The sequence below is a fragment of the Flavobacterium sp. TSSA_36 genome, from assembly GCF_051547165.1.
GTDB lineage: Bacteria > Bacteroidota > Bacteroidia > Flavobacteriales > Flavobacteriaceae > Flavobacterium.
On record NZ_JBPTTP010000006.1, the window covers coordinates 54,547 to 79,274 of the forward strand.

Genomic DNA, 24,728 nt, shown 5'->3' on the forward strand with positions numbered 1-24,728 from the left:
TATTTATGAATTAAAAATTTGAATAAAATGTGCCGCTAAATAAATTGTAACCGATTGTCCTATTATTTTAGTCAACACAACTGATGAATCTTCTGTTTTAATAATCTTTTGACCATATGCCGTTACTAATTTGTATTTTCTATGATTCCCTACAAATATTATATCCTCAATTGTAACTTGAAGACTAATATCATGCACTGTATCAAAAGAAACATTCTCGGGTCTAATGAATAGAATTCCTGAATTATCAGTAATACCATGACTAAAACCAAAGGTCTTATCTTCTAAAACAAATGCCGTTTTGTTTTCTATTTTCACCGGAATCAAATTAGCTTCGCCAATAAAACTCGCTACAAATTTTGTTTTTGGATTATTGTACAACGTTTGACTGTCCGACAATTGCTCAATAATACCTTGATTCATAACTGCGATTCTATCCGACATGGTCAAAGCTTCTTCCTGATCGTGGGTGACGTAAACAAAGGTTTTATTCAAATCTTTGTGCAATTGTTTCAATTCAAATTGCATTTGTTTTCTTAATTTCAAATCCAATGCTCCCAAAGGTTCGTCTAATAAAAGAATTTCGGGATCGGGCGCAATGGCTCTAGCAATGGCAACGCGTTGTTGCTGTCCTCCTGACATTTCAAAAGGTTTTCTGTTTTTAAAAGCCGTCATTTGAACCAATTCCAGCATTTCATCCACTCGCTTATTGGTTTCGGTTTTGCTTACTTTTTTTTGGTGCAAACCAAAAGCAATATTCTCGGCCACATTAAGATGCGGAAACAAAGCATAATTTTGAAAAACCGTATTGACATTTCTTTTATAGGGAGGCAATTGTGAAATATCTTGTTTATTGAGTAAAACTTGGCCATTATCAGGTGTTTCAAAACCAGCAATCATTCGTAATGTTGTCGTTTTTCCGCAACCACTTGGGCCTAAAATGGTCAAAAATTCTCCCTCTTGAATTTCTAAATCTAAATTGTTTACAATAAGGGAACTTCCGTATGATTTACTGATTCCTTTTAATTCTAATTTACTCATTTTACTCTAGTTTAAGGACGACATCCTTTTATAAATCTTAATACAACCTACTTAGTAATAACTTTTTTCATTCTAAAACCAGAAGTTACAAAACCTTCATTTAGATAAAAATTCAACGCTTTTTCAGAAACATCAGGTCTTGGCGTATCGAGTTCTATTCTTTTCCAACCCTCTTTTTTAGCAATAGCGAGCACATACGCCATCAATTTTTGTCCATTTTTTTGAGAACGAAAATCAGGCACGATATACAATTCATTGACAACACCTAAATTGCCTTTTGCATAAATTGCATTAGTTACTACATACGTAACAAATCCAATAATTGTATTGGAAACAACAGCTACAATTATTTCTCCTTTAGTCAAAAAATCAGATACTATCTCATCATATTCCTCGGCTTTGTAATCAAAATCTATTTCTTTATAAAATTGAAGATTCATTTTTTTAAAAACTTCGATTTCTTCTTTTTGCAATGTTCTAATATCAACTTCAATAGTTGCATCCGAGGTTAAATTTGAGATTTCCTTCATTTTTAATTCTCTTTATTAAATTTTAATGAAATAAAAATGGCTGCTGACGATATTAAAAATACCAAAGTTGCTACAGCATTTACTTCGGGTGTAATCCCTCGACGCATCATTCCGTAAATTTCTATTGGCAATGTATTTTCTCTTGAAATCAGGAAAAAAGTAACAGGAATCTCATCCATTGATAACACTAGTGATAATAAAACGGCACCAATAATAGCTGTTTTTATATTGGGTAAGATCACTTTAAAAAACGCTTGCAATGGAGTGGCACCCAAATCAAAAGCAGCCATTTCTAAATAAGGATCTAATTTTTTGAAACGTGCTAAAAGCTGCGTAATCATAATCGCAATCAAAAAAGTGGTATGACCAATAAATACGGCTTTCAATGAAAGTTGAATTCCCATTAAAGGAAAAAGACTCAACATGGCCACTCCCGTAACAATTCCTGGAAGCGTAATGGGAAGCAAAATTAATTTTAGCAAAAAGTTTTTACCAAAATAATCATACTTGTGTAGCGCATATGCAGACGGTATTCCAATTACTAAAGCTGCCAGTGTACTTGATATTGCGATTACAAAACTAACTTCAACAGCATTAATCATCGATTGATTGTGCATTAATTTTATGTACCAATCCAATGAGTAATGTTTGATTGGAAATGAACTAACCGATTCTTTATTAAAGGAGAACCAAATAATAATGAATATAGGAAAATACAAAAACCACAGCACCGAAAAGGCAGAAAAGGAAATTATAAAGGCTCTTACTTTTTTCATAATTATTGCGTTTCGTGTTTTTTCTCGTATCGAGAGGAAAGTTCCAATACTATAAAAACCAAAATGAGTAAAACTGCTCCAACTGCTGATCCCAGTGGTTTGTCATTGGATGTTCCAAATAAATTTTGAACGATGCTGGATATAAACAATGTATTGGGACCACCCAAAAGTGACGCCGCCAAGAAATCACCAAGAGTCAACACCAACGCTAAAGTCCCTCCAGAAATAACTCCTGGCAAGATTAAAGGGAAAATTACTTTTCTAAAAGTTACCCAAGAATTAGCGCCTAAATCTTTACTCGCTTCTAGCAATGATTTTGAAATTTGTTCGAATGAAGTATATATAGGAATACATACAAAAGGCAAAAAGATATATATCAAACAGAGAATTACCGAAAAATCTGAATATAAAACAAAACGCAATGGTTTATCTATGATACCAGTATTTAGAAGTGAAGCGTTTAGAATTCCTTGTTCACCAAGAATAATTTTCCAAGCATAAGCTCTTACAATATAAGACATCCAAAAGGGCAATACAATTAATGTATAATAGAAAGATTTGTTTTTTGTTACTTTAAAAGCAATAAAATAGGCCAACGGCAAACTCAACAACACACAAACAATTGCAACAATAATTGCATAAATAAAGGTTCGAACCAACGTTTCATAATACAACGGATTCGTGAAAATTTTTACATAAGAATCAAAATTAAGATCATAAACTACTTTACCAAAGTCATCGGTCGCCAATACACTTTGTGTCAAAATAAAAAAGTACGGCAGGACTAAAAAAAGTAATAGCCAGAGCAATAATGGAAAAATTAATATGTATTTATTGAAGTTCTTCATTGTAAAAATCATACTTTATGGTTCAATATCAAAAATAGCAGTAGCCATTCTTTTTGTGATTTGTCCTGTAGGAAGTACTTCAGTTAAAATTAATTTTTGAGCACTTTCACTATTCAAAACCTCAGACATGTTTCTAATATCGCCGCAAGGCACTTTATTGTTTTTTAATTCATTGAGCAAATAATCACTTTCAAATTGTAGAAAAGCGTTGGCTAAATAAACACTTAAACTTTCCCTGTTTTTAACCCTTGAACTGTTCGATTTAAAGCGAACATCAGTTACTAAATCACTACTTTTTAAACAGCTACAAAGCGATGAAAACTGTTTGTCATTCCCTACCGCTAATACGATTGCTTTAGTATCTTTTGTGTAAAATGTTTCGCCATAAGGAGCAATATTTGGATGTAAACTTCCTATTCTTTCTGGAATTATTTCACCCATTAAATAATTTGTAGCCTGATTGGCCAATGTAGCTAAAGCAGCATTATACAAAGAAACATGAACTGTAGCGCCTATATTTGAAACACTCCTTTTTAATAATGCAATTAATATAGCCTCTTTAAGATGGTGCGCTGCCAGAATATCAATAATGGCAATTGGGACTTTTACAGCAGCACCTTCTTTTTCTCCATTTATATACATGAATCCAGCCTCTGCTTGCAATACAACATCAAAAGCAGGAGTATCATCAGTAGCACCGTAACCACTTATTTGTGCATAAATGAGTTTTGGAAATTTACTTCTAAGGGTTTCAGCATCTAATCCAAGTTGTATAGCAGAAGCGTGTTTGAAATTAGCAATAACAATATCTGCTTCTGCAATCTCCTGCAACACTTCATCAAAATCTTTTGGAACAGTTAAATCCGCCCACAACACTTTTTTATTATAATTCACAGAACTATAATACCCTGATTGATTTTCTTTGGATTCTGATGCTAATAGCCAGCTTCTAGTTACATCGCCATTATTAGAAGGGTTCTCGACTTTTATAACAGTAGCACCCAATTCTGCAAAAAACATTCCTACTGCAGGACCAGCCAAAACCCCCGATAATTCAAGGATTTTTAATCCTGCAAATAGTTCTTGTTTTTTCACACTGAAGTAATTTTGAAAAAATTAAGGATACCTATTGGTTTTTTACTTCACTCCAGATTTCATTGTATCTTTTTCTGTTTTTTACTGGTTGCCAAAAATTCAAAGTTTTAAACATATTATCCATGCTTGCCACATCCATTAATTTTTGAGTTTCTGGAGTTAACAGGGCATTCGCTTCTTGATTTGCAACATAATACTGCGTAAATTCAGCCACCTGAGCCATTACTTTAGGTTGGGATACATACTCCAACCAAAGTTGCGCCAATTGTTTATTTTTGGCTCCTTTTACAATCATTAAACGGTCAATCCAACCTGTTGCTCCTTCAGTAGGAATAACAGCTTTTATGTTCATACCTTGCTTGTTTAAATTCGCAGGAGTCAATGGCCATCCCACTGCAGCAACGACTTCTTTATTTTTGAATAAATTATCCAATTCCCCTGCTGAAGCCCAGTTTTTACGAACCTGAGGTTTCAATTCAACCAATTTAGCTTTACATGCAAGCAATTGTTCTTCGGTTAAATTGTATAAAACCGATTGATCTGTTTTATCATATCCTAACAACTGTGCCGCTAAATAAATAGACGAAATATCATCATACATCGCGATTTTTCCTTTGTATTTTGGATCAAAGAAAAGGTTCCATGAAGTTGGAGCTTCTTTAATTACATCTGCATTATATACTAAATAATCAGGCCCCCAAGTAAATGGCATTCCGTATGTTTTTCCGTCTTTTTGAACATCTTTCATTCCAGATAAAACGGGTGAAATTGATTTCCAAGCCGACAGTTGATCCACATCTAAAGGTTCTACTAAATCGGTTGAAACAATATAACCCGCTACATCAGATGACGGCGTAATTACATCATAACTTGCTCCACCACCACTTTGCAATTTTGAAACCAACTCATCTGAAGATCCAAAATAGGTGCCTTTAACGGTAACTCCATATTTCTCTTCAAATTCTTTGGTAAAAGAAGCATCAGCATATCCTTCCCAAGCAAGAATATTAAGAGTTGATCCTTTAAGTGCTTTTAGATCTAAAGCATCCGATTTAGTTTCTTCTGCTTTTTTGCCACAGCTTGAAAATAAGCCTGCAATTACTAATAATGATAGTGCAATTTTTTTCATTTGGTTTTTTGGTTGGTTATATAGATTATAGAAATTTAGAAGTCTAGTCAGAAACGTATCAACTCATTTTGGTTCTCTTAAAGGAAGCTTTACTTCTAATGATGCTCACTTAATTTAGTAGTCGGATCAATTGGCCAGTACATTAAAACTGAACAATTTCCTGATCGTGGATCATCTAAATAATCAAATAATGGTTCTACTAAAATGAATCCACATTTGGTTTGCGCGGTTACAGTAGGGTCAATAATTTCGCCTTTTATTAGTTTATCACAATATTCTGCAATAGTCATTTGATCTTTTACTTTGTCAAAACCAATTGGCATTCCGGCAGTCATTTGTCCTAAACATCCTAATTTTACAGCTACTTCTTGACGGGCATTGTAAATTTGCCTTCCAATTCCTTGCCCCTGATAATCAGGATGAACAGAAACATCAAGCCCATACAACCATTCCGCTTTTGGATCATGTGTTCCTAACCATAAATTATCCGATATTTCCAAGAAAGTATGGTGTCCTTTGTGATAATTTTGCTGTAAAGTTGTAGTAGCAGCAATTACTCTATCTCCATCTAAAACAATCATTTGACCTTCAGGAAAAATTTCCATGTGTCGCAAATATTGCTCTTCTGTCATTAATTCTTCAGCTGATAAAGTTGGAAAAACAATTTTTTGAAGTTCTGCTTCTTGTTTTGCATATTCTGGTGTAGCAGTCTGTAAAATGTATTTGCCTAAAATTTCTTTTTTCATTTGATAAAGTATTAAATATTTTAATTGGAATTTGAAATGCACTAGCACATATTGCCGTAACTAATCAATTTCATTTCCAAATATTCTTTCAATCCTTCGGATCCTGATTCGTGACCAATTCCACTACTTTTTATTCCAACGAAAGGCAATTCTGTTCCATGTGCTGCCCACTCATTGATTCCAACCATTCCAAATTCTAAATTTTCGGCATACACATTAGCATTTTTAATGTGATTGGTAAAAACATAAGATGCTAATCCATATTCTGTATCATTTGCCCATTCAATCACCTCTTCTTGAGTATCAAAAGGAATGACGATCATCAACGGTCCAAAAACTTCTGTTTTGATAAAAGCTTGATTTTGTCTAGCTTCAATTAATGCAGGATGTACAAAAAATCCTTTTTCTGATTTTTCTCCACCAATATGTACAATTGCTCCTTCACTTTTAGCTTTTTCGAGTAGTGCCAAAGAATGATTTTGCTGTGTTTTATTAATCAGTGGCCCCACAAAATCAATATTTCCACCATTGATTCCTGTTTTTAGTTTCGAAATATCCTCTTTTACAACAGCAACAAACTGATTGAAAATACTGGAATGCACATAAAAACGCTGCGGAGACACACATACTTGCCCACAATTTCTCAATTTTGCTACTAAAGCTTGATGAGCAATAGCCGCTACATCCACATCTTTATCAATAATTACAGGGGCGTTTCCTCCCAATTCCAATGACAATTTGGTAGATGTTTTGGATGCGCCATCCATCAATATTTTTCCAACACGGGTGCTTCCTGTAAAACTTATTTTCTTCAATAACGGATTTTCAATCATTTCGATTCCGGTAGTGACAGGTTCGGTATTGATTAAATTGAAAACGCCTTTTGGAATTCCGGCCTCATGCAAGGCTTTCGCCAAATTAAAACTTGACAAAGGTGTAAATTCAGACCCTCTTAAAACCACACTACAACCCGCCGCTAAAGCAGCACCGATGGCTCTTGCAGGATTATAAGCAGGGAAATTCCAAGCGGTAATAACTCCAACAACGCCCAGTGGTTGATAAATTACCATAGATCGTTTGTCAAGTCTACTTGAAGGAATTACTCTTCCATAACTGCGTTTTCCTTCTTCTGCATACCACTCAAAAAGATTAGCTGAAACTTGCCACTCCCCTCTTGCTTCCAACATTGGTTTACCTGTTTCTAAAGCGGTTTCAACGGCAAAACTCTCCACATTTGCTCTTATATAATCGGCTGCTTTTTTAAGAAACTCAGCTCTATAATAAGGCGTGGTGTTTTTCCACCCTTTGAAGGCAGCGTCGGCAGCAGTAATAGCTAATTTACAGTCTGCTACATTTCCGAAAGGAACTTTGTCAATTATCGCTTCAGTCGCAGGACTCTGCAAATCCCATGTAGTTCCGTCTATCGCGTCACACCATTCACCATTTATATATTGCTTTCTCATTACAGTACTTCTTTAATAGTTTCTTCCAATATGGCCAATCCTTTGTGTAACACTTCATCTTCAATAAACAATGGACTTAGTATTCTGATACAATTTCCGTAGGTGCCTGATGTTATAATAATTAATCCTTTAGCTAAACATTTGTCTACAATGGCTTTGGTAGAAACGCCGTCAGGCAAACCCGTAACAGGATTCGTAAATTCTATCGCAAGCATAGCACCCAAACCTCTTACATCTGTAATATTTTTGGGATACAAACTTCTCCATTGATTAAATTTATCGTGAACGATAGCTCCCACTTTTTCAGCAGCTTCGTTGATATTGTTTTTTTGCATGTAATTGATACTTGCTAAAGAAGCCACACAACTTAAAGGACCTCCTAAATAGGTTCCTCCTATTAGTCCAGGTTTGATACTATCCATAATTTCTTGCTTACCAATAACAGCACCAATAGGCATTCCTCCTCCCATGGATTTCGCCCAAGTGGATAAGTCAGGGGTAACTTCAAAATGTTCGTAAGCCGCCCATTTACCGGTACGACCAAACCCAGATTGCACTTCATCAAAAATTAAAAGGATGTTATTTTCGGTACAAAATTTTCGTAAATACTGAACATATTTTTTAGAGGCAACTGTGAATCCACCTTCGCCTTGAACCAATTCTAAAATCACAGCTGCGGTTTGAGTGGCAGATACCGTTGATGAAAAGGTTTTATGTAATTTCATGATCATTAAATCATCAAACTCGTCTTGAGTCATCCGAGAAGACATACTTGGCTTGTAATAAGGATATTCCAAACGATACACCTCAGGAGCATACGGCCCTGCTCCTTCTTTGTATTTCACATTAGAAGTGAGGGTCATGGCCATCATGGTACGTCCGTGAAAAGAACCATCAAAACAAATAATTCCAGATTTTCCTGTAACAGCACGCGCTATTTTTATAGCATTTTCTACCGATTCGGCCCCAGACAAAGTTAACATTGCTTTAGTGGCTTCTCCATGAGGCAAAAGTTCACATAATTTCTCTGTAAGATCTAAATATTGCTCATAAACCGAAACGTTAAATGAAGCATGAATGAATTTTTCAGCTTGTTGTTGAATTGCTTCGATGATTTCAGGTACGCCGTGCCCTGCATTATTCACGCCAATTCCACCGGCAAAATCAATCAATTCTCTACCATCTGCATCTACAATTATAGCTCCTTTGGCAGATTGAATGCTCGATGGGTTAAAGATTCCTAGTGCATTAGGAACACTTTTTTTTCTTCTTTCGTATAAGTTATCTGTTTTATTCATTTTATTTGTTTGATAATTTTGCAAATTCCAAATCCGGTTGAGCGAATTTGTGAATTCTCATATACATTTTGGTTTGGGTATCAAAAACCCCTTCTAAAACATGAATTTTGGTACTGATAAATTCATTCAAATGTCCCATATCTCTACACATCACATTGGCTTCGATATCAAAATCTCCAGATATTGATGCTAAAAAACTAATTTCAGGAAGTTTTCCTAGCGCTTCTAAAACACTATCCATGTGTTTTTTGGGCATGACCGAGATTAATAAACTTGCATAAGCATTAAAACCAATTTTGTTGGGCTCAATTCTTCCAATTATTTTAAGTGTACCGTCTTCAATTAAATTAATATACCGATGTCTTATGGTACTAACGGCAACATTAATTTCTTTTGAAATTTCGGTAAAAGACATTCTTCCGTCCTTTTGAAGCAAGGTCAGAATTTGAAAATCTAATTCGTCGTCTAAAATACTCATATTCTATTTTTTTGTAAATATTATTTAATTCAAATATAAAATTAATTTATTTACAAAAAAAATATTTTATTTTTATTTTTTTTACAATCTATATTCGTTCATAAACCAATCGTCCGGTACTCCAAGTTTGTAATGTTTGCACATTCGAAACCGTTTCCAACTCAAAAGGGTTTGTATTCAGAACAATAAAATCTGCATATTTCCCAACAGCTAAACTCCCTTTTATGTTTTCTAGATTGTCCGCAATGGCACTTCCTTGTGTATAAGCATAAAGCGCTTGTTGTAAAGAAATTTTTTGGTTTTCGCCAATAACAGAACCATCTGCTGCTTTACGAGTAATTGCCGTTTCGATATTTACCCACGGATTAATTTCCTTTACCACAGGACCATCGGTAGAAAGCGCCAAATTGATGCCATGATCCAAAACCGTTTTGCAGGGATACACTTCTTCGAGTAAATCGTCCGATAGCGTATTTTTGAAATTATTGGCCAATTCATAAATAAATATAGGCTGCATTGCAGCAGTCATATTCATCCGTTTGAAATCCTGAATATTTGACTCGGATAAAAAACCCAGGTGCTCAATTCGATGTTTCAAAGTAGGATCTACTAGAAACAAATCACTGTACACTTTTAAAGTTAAATCTACTGCTTGATGACCAATGGCATGAGTAGCTACAGAAAATCCTTTTTGCACCGCTTCTTTGGCTGTTTCAAAAAAACGATCATAATCCAAACGGAGCACTCCTTTATAGCCATCCGTGTTTTTGTAAGGCACATTTAGTGCTGCTGTGGCGGAACTTAACCCTCCATCAGAAAAAAACTTTACGGTTTTGATTTGTAAAAATTCGGATTCATAACGTTCCGGTAAGGGTTGAATTTGGTCACTCCCATCAGGAATTCTTAGCGGGAATACATTCATTCTAACTTTTAACAGGCCTTCTTTGTCTAATTGAAGGTAGGCTGCTAAAAGTTCTTCATTCGCTGCAGGATCGGTGGCACTAGTAATTCCAAGGCTTAACAAATAATTATGTGCTTCAAAAATCATCGTTTTATACTCCTCAAAAGTAAACTCAGGAATCGTATTCATGATTAACCCCAAAGCCCTTTCGGTAAAAATTCCTTGTAAACTTCCGTCTTCGTTTTTTCGAATTTCTCCTCCAAACGGAACAGGAGTTTGCTCATCTACATTAGAAACTGAGATAGCTTTGCTATTAGCAATACCAATATGTGCACACGTTCTTATGACAAATACAGGTCGATCTGCTACCACTTCATCTAAATCCTCTTTGGTAGGCAGTCGTTTTTCTTCCACTACCATTTCGTTGATACCACGAGCCAAAATCCAAGGAGTATTAGGATTCTTTTCTGCAAATTCTTTTAAAACTTTCTTGAATTCAACTATAGATTTCACGCCTCTAACGTCTAACATAAAGGTACGCAAATGACCAATTTTCCATACGTGAATATGGGCATCATTGAGTCCTGGCACTATTGTTTTTTGATCTACATCATATTCATTATCAAAAAAAGCATATGCTTTTCTAAGGTCTGACTCTTGACCAAGCGCCACTATCTTCCCTTCAACACCCACTACCATCGCTTCCACCAAAGGATTATGGGGGTCGAGTGTATAAATTTGGGCGTTATAAAACAATTGAAATCCCATACTTTCTTCGTTTATTATTCAATGACCATTTTTAGAATTGGTTTATAGGTATCCACCCTTCTGTCTCTATGAAACTGCAACAAATCAGCTGCTTCTTTACAAAAATCAAGATCAATATTGGCATAAATAATTTCTTCTGCATCGCCACCTTTGGTCATGATTTCACCCAAAGGGTTACTAACAAAACTAGCGCCATAGAAAGTCATATCAGAGCTTTTCCCTTGCTCGGTTCCTACTCTATTGACTGCTGCAATATACACCGAATTGCAAATTCCGTGGGCACTAATTACTTTTTCCCAAGCGCTTGCAGTACTCAATTCAGGACGATCAGGTTCAGAGCCAATAGCCGAAGGATAAAAAATTATTTGAGCCCCTTGAAGCGCAAAAATTCTAGCTACTTCAGGAAACCATTCGTCCCAACAAATGCCAACGGCGATTTTACCAAATTTTGTTTTAAAAATCGGATACCCTGTATTACCTGGGGTGAAATAGTATTTTTCCAAATATTGAGGCCCATCGGGAATATGATTTTTACGGTATTTTCCTAAATAAGTACCATCTGCATCATAGACCACTACACTATTAAAATAGATACCAGGTTGCACATATTCATACATGGGGACTATCGTAACAATTCCTAACTCTTTTGAAAGTGCTCCAAAACGATCAGAAGTAGCTCCGGGTAGAATTTCTGCATAGTCATAATAAGCAACATCAACATCTTGCCCAATATATAAGGTATTGAATAATTCTTGCAAGCAAACAATTTTAGCGCCATTTTGCGCAGCCTCTCTAGTTTTATTTAACGCGTTTTTTATATTTTGTTCTACATTTTCAACACAAGCAGACTGAATGAGTGCTATGGAAACATTTGTATTCATTGGTTTTTATTTTAAAATTTTAAACAATTACCATTTCAAAAAAAGGCAATTGAGGATAAAAAGAGAAAAAATCCTTGTATTTTTTTTAGTACTTAATTAATGGTTTTTGTTGGGTATTACAGTGAATTCCTCCTCCACCAATATTGATAGCTCTTGGATCAAAAGTGATTACTTTACGATCAGGAAAGGTTGCTTGGAGAATGTTTAAAGCTTTTTCATCGAGTTTTTTCCAAGCTTCAGGAGCACCGGGTTTCCAGAATTTTTGAGCAATTACTACTTTATTTGAAATTAAAAAATTCAAGTAACTAGAGGCCAAAATAACTTTAATTGGTTGGTCTTTAGGTAGTGGATTTTGCAATTTGATACTGTCATTAGAAGCCAAATAATCATAAACCCCATCACCTGGTTTCAACGTTTCTAGTATCGCTGGAGCTGAAGGCATTGGAACTAAACGAAAAGCTTTACCATCTTGATCTTTGGCTTGTTTTAGCACCGCTAAATTAGCATCCATTCGGCGTTTATTCTCGGCGGCGATTGGATCTTTTTTTGCTTCTTCAGCTGAGATTTCAGTGTATAAAATAGTCGTAGGGTTTGCAAAACGAGTGTGTTCATCAATATGTCCTCCGGTGGTGATAACGGTATAAATTTCCTTCACTCCTTTTTCATTAGGCAATTTAGATTTAAAGGTCAAATCATCATCATAACGTCCATAGGGAAGCCAAATTACATGAGACACTCCTAACAATCGCTTGTATTCTGCCTCCATTTGGGCTTTTGACATTTTAGGGTTTCGTTGTTTTTCAACTTTTTCCACCACAATCATGGTTCCTTTTCCATTAAATTCTCGGTTACCACCTTCGCTAATCATGGAAGAAGAATTGAATTTAAGTTTCGCTTCTTGCGCTACTTTTTCATCGATTTTTTCTTCTGCTAAGGAATAGTCTGAATTATCAGCTTCATACCCCCAACCATTAAATGCAAAGTCGGCAATTTCGAGTTGTTTTTTTTCATTGACTACATAAATCGGACCCATATCACGCCACCAAACATCATCATGAGCAATTTTATGAAAACGAACTTTAGCTTCTGGCACACCATATTTAGTCATCAATTCTTTGATTCTCTTAATCTGATCTTCATAGACGTATCCTTTTTCTGGATTATCCGGATTGACCGCAATATCTAAATATACATTAGGAGCAAGAGCGGCCCAAATTTGAACATGCAATTCTTCTACAGACCACCCCGCTTTGTTTTCATAAGTAGGCCATCCCATCCAAACTGACTCTTGAGGTTCAAACTCAGCAGGAAATCGCACTTTTGAAACAGCAGTAGTAGGAGTTGCATTATTTTCTTTTTTACAACCCAAATAAAAGGCACTACTTACTAACAAGACATAAAAGCCAATCTTTTTTTTCATAAACTATTTTTAGTTGGTATTACTTAAATTAAACTCCGAGCTACCTCCCGACTACGGTAGCAGTCGGAATTATAATTTGATTACAATTAATCGTGCCAATTGCAGAAGATTAAAAAAAAACGCTACAATTGCTATGATGATAATTGTTAAGCCAATTGCATTTTTTCGTTGGTCACTTCATGAATTGCCTTTTCAATCACGTCTAATCCTTCATTTAATTGCGCATCGGTGATTACAATTGGAGGTAGAAAACGAATACAGTTGGTGTACAATCCAGCTCTAATTAAGATGACCCCATTGCTAACTGATTTTTTGATCACTGCCATAGCAAAATCCATATCAGGTTCTTTTGTTTTTCTATCTTTTACAAATTCTACGACCAACATGGCACCAATGCCTCTCACCTCAGCTATAGCAGGATATTTTTCTTTCATAGCATTAATTCGGTCTGTTATGATTTGTCCTACATGCACTGCACGATTCAAAAATTCAGGCTTTATGATTTCTTTAACTGTGGCCAAAGCACCCGCTACAGCAATAGGGCTTCCGCTATACGTACCTCCTATTCCTCCTAAATGAGGGGCATCCATAATCTCGGCTTTCCCTGTAATTGCCGAAATAGGCAACCCAGAACCGATCGATTTTGCCATAGTTACAATATCCGGAACTACTCCAGAATGCTCAATGGAAAGGAATTTTCCGGTTCTTCCTGCTCCAGCTTGCACCTCATCTGCTATAAATACAATTCCGTGCGTGTCACAAACTTGACGTATTTTTTCTAAAAATCTTTTAGGTACAGGAATAAATCCACCTTCTCCTTGCACCGGTTCAATTATTATGGCTGCTACAGCTGAAGGGTCCACATGAGAGATTAAATTTTGATCAAAGCGCTCAATACAAAAATCAATGTATTGCTCTTCAGTCATACTGTCCGGTCTTCGGTACACATTAGGGGAATGAAAACGATAAATATCTTGTGCATAACTTCCAAACCCTTTTTTGAATAATCCATATTTACTAGTCAAACTCAAGGTCAACATAGTTCTACCGTGATACGCTCCTTCAAAACAAATTATAGCAGGTCTTTTGGTGTAATATCTTGCAATAGACACGGCATTTTCAACCGCTTCTGATCCAGAATTAGCCAATAACGTTTTTTTAGGAAAATCCCCAGGAGTAATCGCATTTAACAACTCGGCAAATTCTAGATAAGGTTCAAAAGTCGTAACCAATGCTCCGGGATGGATGTATTGGTCCAATTGTGCTTTCACAGCATCAACCACGGCTTGTGGCCTGTGCCCTAAATTTACCATTCCGATACCTCCAGCAAAATCAACTAATTGATTTCCATCAACATCCCAAATAAGGGCTCCTTCAGCTTTTTCTACTACCACTTCAGTAGATTTACCCAATCCTGCAGGCAATGCTGCGGCTCTTCTTGCTAAAATTTCTTTGCTTTTTGGACCAGGTATTTCAGTTACTTTTTTAATTTCAGTTCCCATTTTCATTTCTTTTATTTAAACTTATTGATTCAATTTTGTATTCATTATTTTAATGCAGCATACTACACCACAAAAACATATTTTATTTTGATTTATTTTTGAATGGTTATGTTAATTTATAATTCTCATCTACTGGATAATACATTAAGATACTAGCGAAACCAGCTTCAGGATCGTTGATGTAATTGTACATTGGGCGAATCCATCTAAAACCTGCTTTCATTTGAGGCGTAATGGTAGGATCGGTGTATTTTCGAATTTCAAGACCATAACAATATTCTTCAATACTAATTTTGTCTTTGTAGCGTCCGTAGCCAATGGTCATACCTGCGATAATTTGTCCTTTTAGTCCTAATTTCTTGCAAACTTCATGTCTGGCCAAATACAATTCTCTAGAAAGTCCTAGCCCCCTGTATTCAGGTAAAACTCCCATATCAATACCATACATCCAATCACCTTCGGGCATTTGCACCTTGGTAATCCATAAATTATCCGTTTCTTCCAAAAAAGTACTATCATGTTCCGGAAAAAAACATCTAAAAGTACTAGCAGAAGCAATCACTTCTCCGTCTTTCTCGATCACCAATTGGCCTTCTGGAAATACTTTGACATGATTTTCAAAATGAGCATGGTTCAAAATCTCTGAGGCATGTAAAGTGGGATAGCATTGAGACTGAACATACTCCATAGCCATTGCATCATATACTGTTGCGTTGCGCACTAAAAAATCACCATTCAATATACTTTTACTTATCATATTTTATCAACTTTAGGTGTTATAATAGCAAACCTGCTAAAAGATATAGTATCATTGAAATTGCAAAAATGATAAGTTGATAGGGAAATTGAGCAATACCATGTTTCATCATATCCACTTTACAAGCTTGAGCAGTAAGGACTCTGTTGTCTGAGAAAAAACAAGCAGAAGCTCCCCACACGGTACCAGAAGCCAAAGCGCCTTGAGTAAGCCAAAAATCAGCGCCCAAAGACTGGGACAATAAGGCAGTCGTTGGTACCAAAATTGCATAAATTCCCCAGTTTGAACCTGTTGCCCAACAAATCCAAGCCACCAATCCAAAAACAATCATAGGTAAAGTAGTCCCGTTTAACCAAGAAATACCTTGTAAATTAGTAGCTACAAACTCATTAAAGCCTAAGGCATTTTGCACATCTTTCAATAAATAAGTAAAGCCTAATACAGTTAAAACAAAAGTGATGGTTTCCAATCCTAACACAAAATGCTTAGATATTTTATTGAATTTAATCACTTTAAAAATTAAGAAATAACAATACGTAAAAACTACTCCGGTTGCAATTCCTCGCAAAGCATCTATGCTTCCAAAAATGGATTCTGCTGAAAAATCTAGCGCTCCCCAATATTCTTTATCCCATGGATAAGGAAAAATAGTACACCAAACTAACACACTTAGGGGCAAGATAAAGTATTGTAACTTTCCGGGTTTGCTGTTTTTTTTCTTTGTCAATTCAAGATTAACTTCAGGTACAACTACTTCGTTTTCTGCTTGTTTGATCAATTTAAAATCAGGAATCAGTTGAAACACCACCAAAGCACCTATTATTAAAGAAATCCAAGCGGAGAAATTATAAGGAATCGTGTGCACAAAAGCTTCAATAGCACCGCCATAAGGCTCACCATCTGCACCTACCAATCCTTTAACATTGACCAATTGTGAACCATAAAATATAGTCCACGTTGAGATAGGAAAAATAATCGTAAACGGCACGCAAACAAAACTAAGCACCATGGCCAATTTTTCTCTAGAAACACCAAATTTATCAGTAATAGGTCGCATAGTATTTCCAACAGATAAGGCACTCAAATAATCGTCAAGAAAAAAGAAAAAACTCAAAAAATACGCCATAATCAAGGACCCTTTTTTGGTTGTTACATGCTTTTCAGAATAACTAGCCACTGCTTTTATCCCGCCAGAAGCACTAAGTAATTGAACAAAAGCACCATACAAAATACATACTAAAATTACCCAAATCAACCCTTGGTCATGGGCATCACGAGCAATTGAGGTAAACATACCATCAAACATATTTAATGGAAAAATTAAATTTTCCCCGTTTGGAAAATACTCCTTAGAGCCTCCTAACATCGCTAATAAGCCAAATCCCACCGCGCAACCCACAATAAGTGGTTCGAGGGCTTTCCTTGTTATAATAGCGGTACCCAATACTATAAATGCTGGGACGAGCGCATAGGAATTATTGAAAAAAAACAGACTAGCTAAAAATAATAAAGCTATGCCGATAATTGTTGAAATGGACTTCATTTTTGGTTTTGTGGTTTTTGAGGTTAGTAAAAAAATGGGTTAGTTATAGCACTTCCCTGCAGTAATTAAATATACTATCCAAAAACAAGGTTTTGTAAATTAATTAACTTAATCAGGTTCGTTTTGTAAATCTAACAATATATTTCAAATAAACAAAAAAATATTTTATTATTTTGTTTAAAATTGTATATTTGAAAAAAATAACCACTAACTATGATATACCAAGAAGTAAAAAATTTCAGCAATGGCGCATTTGTTTCTGCCAGCTCTAGTACTATTCATAAGGTAATTTCACCTATTGATGGCCAATTATTAAGTACCTTCAATGAATCTACTATTGATGACTTAAATACCATAATTAAGCAAGCTAAAATTGCCCAAAAAGCATGGCAAAAAGTAACATTAAAAGAACGTGCTCAGGTTTTTTATCGTTACAAACAATTATTAGAAAAAAACAGTGACGAATTGACTCAAATTATTCATCACGAAAATGGCAAAATCCCCAGTGAAGCCAAAGCCGAAATTGACAAAGCTATCGAGTTAACGGAATTTGCCTGCTCTTTACCTCAATTTGTAAATGGAGAAAACATGGAGGTCAGCAAAGGAGTATATTGTTCCTCTACAAGAGTCCCATTAGGAATTGTGGCCTCAATTGTGCCTTTCAATTTCCCTACCATGGTGCCGCATTGGACGATAGTAAATGCTTTAGTTTTAGGAAATGCTTTTGTTCTTAAGCCCTCTGAAGCCGTTCCAATCAGCAGTCAATTTACAGCACGATTATTAAAAGAAGCCGGATTACCCGATGGATTATTCAATATTATTAATGGAACGCAACCCACCGTAGAAGCCATTTGTGACCATCCTGACATTACCGCCATCACCTTTGTTGGCTCTACAAAAGTGGCTAAAATTGTTTACCAAAGAGCGAGTCATAATTTGAAACAAGTGTTAGCATTAGGCGGAGCCAAAAATCATATTATAGTACTTCCCGATGCCAATCCTGAAATGGCAGCCTCTAATATCATTGCCTCAATGAGCGGATGTGCCGGACAACGATGCATGGCAGCTGCGACCCTTATAGCAGTAGGTAATTGTGAAGCCATACTAGAAAAACTTACCGCAGAAGCTCAAAAAATCCAATGTGGATCTACTTTAGGGGCAGTCATCTCAAAAGGAGCAAAAGAAAAAATTGAAGGCTATATCACAGAAGCCGAAGCACAAGGAGCAAGCATTTTATTAGACGGAAGAAACACTGTTGTACCCGGAAAAGAAAATGGCTTTTACGTAGGCCCTACGCTTATTGATCATGTAACGGCAGACATGAAAGTGGCTCAAGAAGAAATTTTTGGTCCGGTATTATCTATTATCAGAGTACAAACGCTTGAAGAAGCTTTGACTATCGAAAATAACAATCCTTATGGAAATGCTTGCTCAGTCTTCACTCAAAACGGAGGGTTAGCGAATTATGTTGCCGAAAATGCTTCGGCAGGTATGTGTGGTATCAATGTAGGAGTACCTGTCCCACGCGAACCATTTGGTTTTGGTGGATGGAACGAATCGCGTTTTGGATCAGGAGATATTACTGGCAAAAGTGCTATTACCTTTTTTACCAAAGAAAAGAAAACAACAACTAAATGGAATATTGAAGCAGGAATCAACTGGATGAGTTAGTACAAAATTATTTGTATTAATCCAGTCTCTGTATTTTAATTCTTACCAATCAATCTTTTTAAAATGCTAACAAAAGAACAAATCATCAATGACAGTAAACAATACAGTTTGTTTTCATGGTCAGCACAGCATAATCTCAACCCAATTGCCATTGAAAAAGCTTCAGGTGTCTATTTATATGACTATGACGGCAACAAAATAATTGATTTTTCCTCTGGATTAATGTCCGTTAACATCGGACATGGGGATCAAAGAGTCACCAATGCGGTAGTCGAACAAATGCAAAAAGTAAGTTTTGTGACACCAAGTTGCACTACGGAAGTACGCGCAAAACTAGCCAAAAAATTAGCTTCAATTTGTCCAGGCGATTTAAATAAAGCATTTTTTACCTTATGTGGCACTTCCTCTGTAGATAATGCTATTAAACTAGCGCGGCTTTTTACAGGTAGACACAAAATAATCGGAAGGTATCGTGCGTTTCATGGCGGATCCATCGGAGGAATGTCTGTAGGAGGCGACCCGAGAAAACTTGCTAATGATGGCCAACAAATGCCTAACACTGTTTTATTAGACGATCCCTATTATTTTTTCGGAATGAAACATTTGGACGATGCTACAAAACTGCAGCTTAGCTTAGAATATGTAGAACGTATCATTCATTTCGAAGGAAAAAACAATATTGCTGCTTTTATTTTTGAAGGAGAAAGCGGTTCTTCAGGTTGTCTTCATTATCCAAAAGGCTATTTAAAAGGCATCAAATCGTTGTGTGATACCTACGGGATTTTATTTATTGCAGATGAAGTAATGTCCGGATTTGGACGAACAGGAAAATGGTTTGGATTTGAAAACCATGACATCATTCCGGACATGGTATGCATGGCCAAAGGCTTAACCTCTTCCTATCTTCCCTTAGGATGCCTAATGGTTTCAGACAGGATTGCTGAAAAATTTGAAAACACACCGATGATGATCGGCTTAACCTATAATGCACACCCAGTAGCATTGGCGGCTGCTCTTGCCGTGATTAACATTTACGAAGAAGATCAATTAATTGAAAAAACAAGACAACGAGGGGCTTATTTGGAACAAAAAATAGAAATGCTCCGTAGTAAACATCCTAGTATGGGAACGTTTCGAAATACCGGCTTATTGGGATGCTTAGATGTACTAAAAAATAAAAATACCGGTGAACTCATCGCACCTTATAATGGAAGCGGAGATGAATTAAAAGTCACTAATTTGATTGCAGCCCAATTAAGAGAAGCTGGATTATACACTTTTGTTCGCTGGGGCTATATTTTCATCGCTCCTCCATTGTGCATCAGTGAAGCCGAAATTGATGAAGGTTTAGCCATCATTTCAAAAGCCTTAACAATTGCTGATGCTCACTTAGAAGACTAGTTATTATTTACTATAATTCCATTTTACAATGGGTATTCGCTTTTAAAAATTAACGCCACGAATTCACTAAGAAATCAGGAATTATAAGGTGCTTTAATGACACGAGTTATTAATATTGATGAAATTCGTGACATTCCATTTTAATTTAGATGATAATTAGTGGCTAGCACTGTAATTGCTTCACCGTTTCACAATGCTTGAGTTGTGGCTGACTTTTTTTACTTGACCATCCGTTACTTGTACCAACAATAAAAGGAAAACGGATGACACAAATTTAAACAGATTTTCTATTTACGAATCATTGAAAATCTGTACATCCGTGTCATCCGTGTTCCATTATTAAAATGAGGTACACATAGCTGACATTCCAATTAATCTTTTACGATCAAAAACAAAAAACCTACTAAAAAAGCACTGAATACGACAGAAACAAATCCTAAAAAATTACACTAATAGGATTCAGTAGCGTTAAGATCACAAACATTCTAACGAATATTCTTTTTAAAATAAATTTTGAAGGTAGAACCAAAATTCAATGCACTTTCAACTTCAATTTTACCCCCCATACTTTCCAATTGATTTTTGGTCAAATACAGTCCCACGCCTCGTGCATCGTTGTTTTTATGAAAGGTTTTATACAATCCAAAAATAGCATCTTTATGTTTGTTTAAATCGATGCCTAAGCCATTGTCTTTAATGTTCAGAATAATAAATTCCTCATTTTCTTCGGAGGTAAAAATTATTTTGGACACTTTCTTGCTATCGGAATATTTGATTGCATTAGTTATTATATTCAACAAAATACTCTCTAAATAAGCCGGTAATCCCTCTATAGTGACACAACTTTGGGTATAATTAAGCACTACTATCTCTCTTTGTTTAATTGAATCATGCAGTACATCCAAAACTTTATTGACATAAACATTCAAATTCAACTCTTCTATTTCTTTATCTTTTACGGTGTGGATATTCACCAAATCATTCAAGTTTTCGATGGTTGAAAATAACTCATCAGAGACAATTTGTATATTACTCAAGGTGTCAAAATCAGACAACAACGCTTCTTTGTGTAAGTCCAATAATGATTTAATATTACCACTATGGGTCCTCAAATTATGAGATACAATGTGAGCAAAATTGAGTAACTTATTGTTTTGAGTATTCAAAATTTCTAACATTTTTGCCAATTCCAATTCTTTTTCTTTTTGATCAGAAATGTCTGTATGAGTACCCACAATACGTAAAGGTTTCCCATCAGTATCTCGTTCAATGACTTTTCCTCTATCTAAAATCCACTTGTAGCGACCATTACACAAAACACGATGGCAAGTCTCATAAAAAGGAATTTTATTTTCAAAATGCAAATTGATGTTACCATAATATTCATTGCGATCATCGGGATGCACGCGTTCGTCCCATTCTTCGGGAGCCGCCACCAAATCGGACTCGGTAAGTTCTAAAATTTTCATAGACTCTGAAGAATAATATACCTTTCCGGTTACCATATCCCAGTCCCATACCCCACGATCTGAGGCTTGAACCGCAAAATGATAGCGTTCATCTGCCACTTTCATACGTATTTCCTGTTCTTTATTTTCGGTCACATCCGAAATTAAGCCATAAAAAACAATCTCATTGCTGTCATTTTTCTTTGGAGTCGCCTCGATTCTAATCCATTTATAGCTACTATCTGGCAACAGCAATCTAAATTCTGTATCCCAAACTTCAATAGTCGCCACTGACCGTTCATAAGATTCTAAAAAACCTTTAAAATCGGGTTCGTAAATCGTATAATTGGACAATTTGTTGGCGTCTTCTAAAAATTCATTAAAAGAAAATTCATTAAAAAAATCGACAGGCTTACTCAGAAAATCAATTGCAATCTTGCACTCCTCATTGATTCGTATTTGAAAAATAATATTGGGGAGTTGCTTGATTAGGCTTTCGTATAACTGATTTAAATCCTCAGGATTTCTATTTTTGGGAAATATCATGGGTAAGCTTCTTATATTTTGATAAAAATACTAAAAAGTTTTAATCCCACCACATGGTTATGAATTTCAAGCTTTTAATAGTAAAAAAAGCTAGTGCGGTGTCTCGGAAATCATTTCTAAAATGCACCAATTAGAAAAGTTTGTCCTTTACAAGTAAAAAAAATCAAAATAAGCTGATGTTACTCTTCTTTATTAGCTGCTGTTTTATTTGGTACTTCTAAAAAAATTCATGAAGTTCATTTTCTTGGATGATACGTTTGTAGCACTTGTTTTAGAAATTTACGGTCTAAGTGCACATAAATTTCTGTTGTAGTTATCGATTCATGTCCTAGCAATAATTGAATAGAACGAAGATCCGCTCCGTTTTCTAATAAATGTGTAGCGAAGGAATGCCTAAAAGTATGGGGACTTATTATTTTCTTTAATTCGATCAATTCTGCAAGATTTCTGATAATAGTAAAAACCATCGCTCTTGTTAGCTGACGGCCGCGTCTGTTTAAAAACAAAGTATCCTCAAAACCTTTTTGTATATTTAAATGTATTCTTTTGGTTTCTTTGTAGAGAGTAATATACTTTTGAGTTAGCTCGCCTACCGGAACAAAACGTTGTTTATCCCCTTTTCCACTTACTTTGATGAATCCTTCCTCAAAAAAAAGATCTGAAATTTTTAAACTTATCAATTCTGTAACCCTAAGACCACATCCGTATAGCGTTTCAAGCATGGCGCGATTGCGTTCCCCTTCATTCGAACTTAAATCAATGGCCAAAATGAGATCATCTATTTCATCAATTGTCAAGGTATCCGGAAGTTTTCTACCTAATCTAGGCGTTTCAATCAATTCCATTGGATTGTCACTCCGAATATCTTCAAAAATCAAGTAAGAAAAAAAACTCTTGAGCCCAGAAATTACCCTAGATTGAGATCTAGCATTCACCTCTTTGGATAAGGCATAGATGAAAAATTGCACGGTTTCCTCTGTAATAGAAATAGGAGTTTCCGTAATTCTTTGCTCTGATAGAAATAAGCAAAGGCGTTCGATATCAAAAGTATAGTTCGCCACCGTATTCGCTGACAAACCACGCTCAATTTTCAAATACGATTGATATTCTTTTATGTAATGACTCCAACTCATTCTACAAAGAAACATAAATTTAGGGCATAAAAAAACCTCCTTTTTAGGGGAGGTTACTACCGCAATTCAAAAAAAACGTTTTAAAAGCATACCAAGGCTTAAAGAAGAAAATAGTACCTAGTAACCTATTCACCAATCTGTTTTACTAAATAAAATCACTACACTAGGTTGAGAGGAATGCAATTAACAAGGTAAAGCTTATTTACAATTCTTGGATACCAGAAAAAAATAGTGTTAATTCGCAGCTTGTAAACCCAAATAAAAAACTACCATGAAAAAAATGATTATTGTTGCCGCTTTTGCTTTGTTAGGCAGCTGGAATACACAAGCTCAATTGTTACACTTCGGGGCCAAAGCAGGAATCAACTATGCTAATCTTACAGGATCTGAGATTATTGTGAACAAAGAAAATTATAAATCTGAAGCGATCTCAAGTTATCATATTGGTCTGTTAGCAGAAATCAAGTTAACCGAAAAATTCGGCGTGCAACCTGAACTTTTATACTCTACTCAGGGGGCTTCCTACAAAAATGCAATCAAAGAATTCACTAACGAATTGGGCTACTTGTCTATACCTGTAATGGCTAAAATTTATTTAAACAATACATTTAGTCTTGAATTAGGCCCTCAAGCTTCCTTCTTATTAAGCGAAAAGAAAAATGTAGATTTTGAAGATTCTAAAACATTTGACTTTGCCATTGCAGGCGGTTTAGGTGTCAAAATCACAAAAAGCATTTTTGTTCAAGGACGCTACGGATTAGGATTAACAGAAGTTTCAACGAATGCTAAAGCTAAAAATTCTGTAGTACAGGTCTCTGCAGGGTTTATGTTTTAATAAATTTCAAAAACAACTACAAAACCGTACTAGTATTTAGTGCGGTTTTTTTATTTTTACCAAAAACAACCATTATGCAAATTGCTATTATTAACGGTCCTAATCTCAATTTATTAGGAAAACGCGAACCTGAAGTGTACGGAAAAGTAACCTTCGAAGACTATCTTGAAACCCTTAAAGAAAACTTTCCAGAAGTGCGGTTTACATATTATCAAAGCAACATTGAAGGTGAATTGATTGATAAAATTCAAGAATTCGGATTTTCTTATACCGGAATTATCCTCAACGCAGGAGCTTACACGCATACCTCCATAGGAATAGGCGATGCGGTAAAAGCCATTACCACTCCAGTTATTGAAGTACATATTTCCAATACCTTTTCAAGAGAAAGTTTCAGACATCAATCTTATATTTCGGGCAATGCGAAAGGAGTCGTCCTTGGATTTGGTTTAAAAAGCTATGATTTAGCAATTCAATCCTTTTTATAGATTTAAAAATTAACAAAAAATTAAGGTGTA

The 24,728-nt window shown here is 35.5% G+C and carries 22 protein-coding genes; 4 read left to right on the top strand and 18 right to left on the bottom strand.

Features of this window, described 5'->3' with window-relative positions; genetic code table 11:
* Positions 1–3: 3 nt before the first annotated feature.
* The 16 genes from ACSVH7_RS11985 to ACSVH7_RS12060 all read right to left on the bottom strand — a co-directional run bounded on the left by ACSVH7_RS11985 (position 4) and on the right by ACSVH7_RS12060 (position 17,176).
* Positions 4–1,041 (bottom strand): ABC transporter ATP-binding protein, encoded by a 1,038-nt coding sequence (locus ACSVH7_RS11985; protein ID WP_438066933.1) that lies wholly within the window; start codon positions 1,039–1,041, stop codon positions 4–6.
* Between the two features lie 47 nt (positions 1,042–1,088).
* A complete protein-coding gene (locus tag ACSVH7_RS11990; protein ID WP_438066934.1) occupies positions 1,089–1,571 on the bottom strand; it encodes a GNAT family N-acetyltransferase in 483 nt (160 codons plus the stop codon).
* A gap of 2 nt (positions 1,572–1,573) precedes the next feature.
* Positions 1,574–2,347 carry an ABC transporter permease gene (locus tag ACSVH7_RS11995; RefSeq protein ID WP_438066935.1) on the bottom strand — a complete coding sequence of 258 codons (774 nt, stop codon included), beginning with the start codon at positions 2,345–2,347 and terminating at the stop codon, positions 1,574–1,576.
* 2 nt (positions 2,348–2,349) lie between these two features.
* Positions 2,350–3,111 carry an ABC transporter permease gene (locus ACSVH7_RS12000; RefSeq protein WP_438066936.1) on the bottom strand — a complete coding sequence of 254 codons (762 nt, stop codon included), beginning with the start codon at positions 3,109–3,111 and terminating at the stop codon, positions 2,350–2,352.
* 99 nt (positions 3,112–3,210) lie between these two features.
* On the bottom strand, positions 3,211–4,290 hold the full coding sequence (locus ACSVH7_RS12005) for a CaiB/BaiF CoA transferase family protein (protein WP_438066937.1): 1,080 nt from the start codon (positions 4,288–4,290) through the stop codon (positions 3,211–3,213).
* A 31-nt stretch (positions 4,291–4,321) separates the two neighbouring features.
* Positions 4,322–5,419 carry an ABC transporter substrate-binding protein gene (locus ACSVH7_RS12010; protein ID WP_438066938.1) on the bottom strand — a complete coding sequence of 366 codons (1,098 nt, stop codon included), beginning with the start codon at positions 5,417–5,419 and terminating at the stop codon, positions 4,322–4,324.
* A gap of 95 nt (positions 5,420–5,514) precedes the next feature.
* Complete coding sequence (locus ACSVH7_RS12015; protein WP_438066939.1) at positions 5,515–6,165, bottom strand: GNAT family N-acetyltransferase; 651 nt, start codon at positions 6,163–6,165, stop codon at positions 5,515–5,517.
* A 41-nt stretch (positions 6,166–6,206) separates the two neighbouring features.
* Positions 6,207–7,628 carry an aldehyde dehydrogenase family protein gene (locus ACSVH7_RS12020; RefSeq protein ID WP_438066940.1) on the bottom strand — a complete coding sequence of 474 codons (1,422 nt, stop codon included), beginning with the start codon at positions 7,626–7,628 and terminating at the stop codon, positions 6,207–6,209.
* Entirely contained in the window at positions 7,628–8,926 is a 1,299-nt protein-coding gene (locus ACSVH7_RS12025) for an aspartate aminotransferase family protein (RefSeq protein WP_438066941.1), read from the bottom strand. Before ACSVH7_RS12025 ends, ACSVH7_RS12020 begins: the two co-directional genes overlap by 1 nt.
* Position 8,927: 1 nt before the next feature.
* Positions 8,928–9,404, bottom strand: coding sequence for an Lrp/AsnC family transcriptional regulator (locus ACSVH7_RS12030; RefSeq protein WP_438066942.1), 477 nt, complete (start codon positions 9,402–9,404; stop codon positions 8,928–8,930).
* A gap of 88 nt (positions 9,405–9,492) precedes the next feature.
* Positions 9,493–11,073, bottom strand: a complete 1,581-nt coding sequence (locus ACSVH7_RS12035) for an amidohydrolase (RefSeq protein ID WP_438066943.1) — start codon at positions 11,071–11,073, stop codon at positions 9,493–9,495.
* 14 nt (positions 11,074–11,087) lie between these two features.
* A complete protein-coding gene (locus ACSVH7_RS12040) occupies positions 11,088–11,954 on the bottom strand; it encodes a carbon-nitrogen hydrolase (protein WP_438066944.1) in 867 nt (288 codons plus the stop codon).
* Between the two features lie 85 nt (positions 11,955–12,039).
* Positions 12,040–13,374: an agmatine deiminase family protein gene (locus ACSVH7_RS12045; RefSeq protein WP_438066945.1), complete on the bottom strand. Its 1,335-nt coding sequence runs from the start codon at positions 13,372–13,374 to the stop codon at positions 12,040–12,042.
* A gap of 146 nt (positions 13,375–13,520) precedes the next feature.
* The gene (gene gabT, locus ACSVH7_RS12050; RefSeq protein WP_438066946.1) at positions 13,521–14,876 is read right to left on the bottom strand and encodes a 4-aminobutyrate--2-oxoglutarate transaminase; all 1,356 of its coding nucleotides are present in this window, start codon (positions 14,874–14,876) and stop codon (positions 13,521–13,523) included.
* Between the two features lie 106 nt (positions 14,877–14,982).
* Positions 14,983–15,633: a GNAT family N-acetyltransferase gene (locus tag ACSVH7_RS12055; protein WP_438066947.1), complete on the bottom strand. Its 651-nt coding sequence runs from the start codon at positions 15,631–15,633 to the stop codon at positions 14,983–14,985.
* Positions 15,634–15,652: 19 nt separating this feature from the next.
* Complete coding sequence (locus ACSVH7_RS12060) at positions 15,653–17,176, bottom strand: Na+/H+ antiporter NhaC family protein (RefSeq protein WP_438066948.1); 1,524 nt, start codon at positions 17,174–17,176, stop codon at positions 15,653–15,655.
* Positions 17,177–17,389: 213 nt separating this feature from the next.
* Here ACSVH7_RS12060 and ACSVH7_RS12065 point away from each other — a divergent pair, with 213 nt between their 5' ends.
* A complete protein-coding gene (locus ACSVH7_RS12065; protein ID WP_438066949.1) occupies positions 17,390–18,847 on the top strand; it encodes a CoA-acylating methylmalonate-semialdehyde dehydrogenase in 1,458 nt (485 codons plus the stop codon).
* Between the two features lie 63 nt (positions 18,848–18,910).
* Positions 18,911–20,248, top strand: a complete 1,338-nt coding sequence (locus ACSVH7_RS12070) for an aminotransferase class III-fold pyridoxal phosphate-dependent enzyme (RefSeq protein ID WP_438066950.1) — start codon at positions 18,911–18,913, stop codon at positions 20,246–20,248.
* Between the two features lie 485 nt (positions 20,249–20,733).
* Here ACSVH7_RS12070 and ACSVH7_RS12075 read toward each other — a convergent pair whose 3' ends face one another.
* Positions 20,734–22,242 (bottom strand): PAS domain-containing protein, encoded by a 1,509-nt coding sequence (locus tag ACSVH7_RS12075; RefSeq protein ID WP_438066951.1) that lies wholly within the window; start codon positions 22,240–22,242, stop codon positions 20,734–20,736.
* A 236-nt stretch (positions 22,243–22,478) separates the two neighbouring features.
* Positions 22,479–23,375 (bottom strand): site-specific tyrosine recombinase, encoded by an 897-nt coding sequence (locus ACSVH7_RS12080; protein ID WP_438067088.1) that lies wholly within the window; start codon positions 23,373–23,375, stop codon positions 22,479–22,481.
* Positions 23,376–23,646: 271 nt separating this feature from the next.
* Here ACSVH7_RS12080 and ACSVH7_RS12085 point away from each other — a divergent pair, with 271 nt between their 5' ends.
* Positions 23,647–24,210 carry a porin family protein gene (locus tag ACSVH7_RS12085; protein ID WP_438066952.1) on the top strand — a complete coding sequence of 188 codons (564 nt, stop codon included), beginning with the start codon at positions 23,647–23,649 and terminating at the stop codon, positions 24,208–24,210.
* Positions 24,211–24,284: 74 nt separating this feature from the next.
* Complete coding sequence (locus tag ACSVH7_RS12090) at positions 24,285–24,698, top strand: type II 3-dehydroquinate dehydratase (RefSeq protein ID WP_438066953.1); 414 nt, start codon at positions 24,285–24,287, stop codon at positions 24,696–24,698.
* Positions 24,699–24,728: the final 30 nt, after the last annotated feature.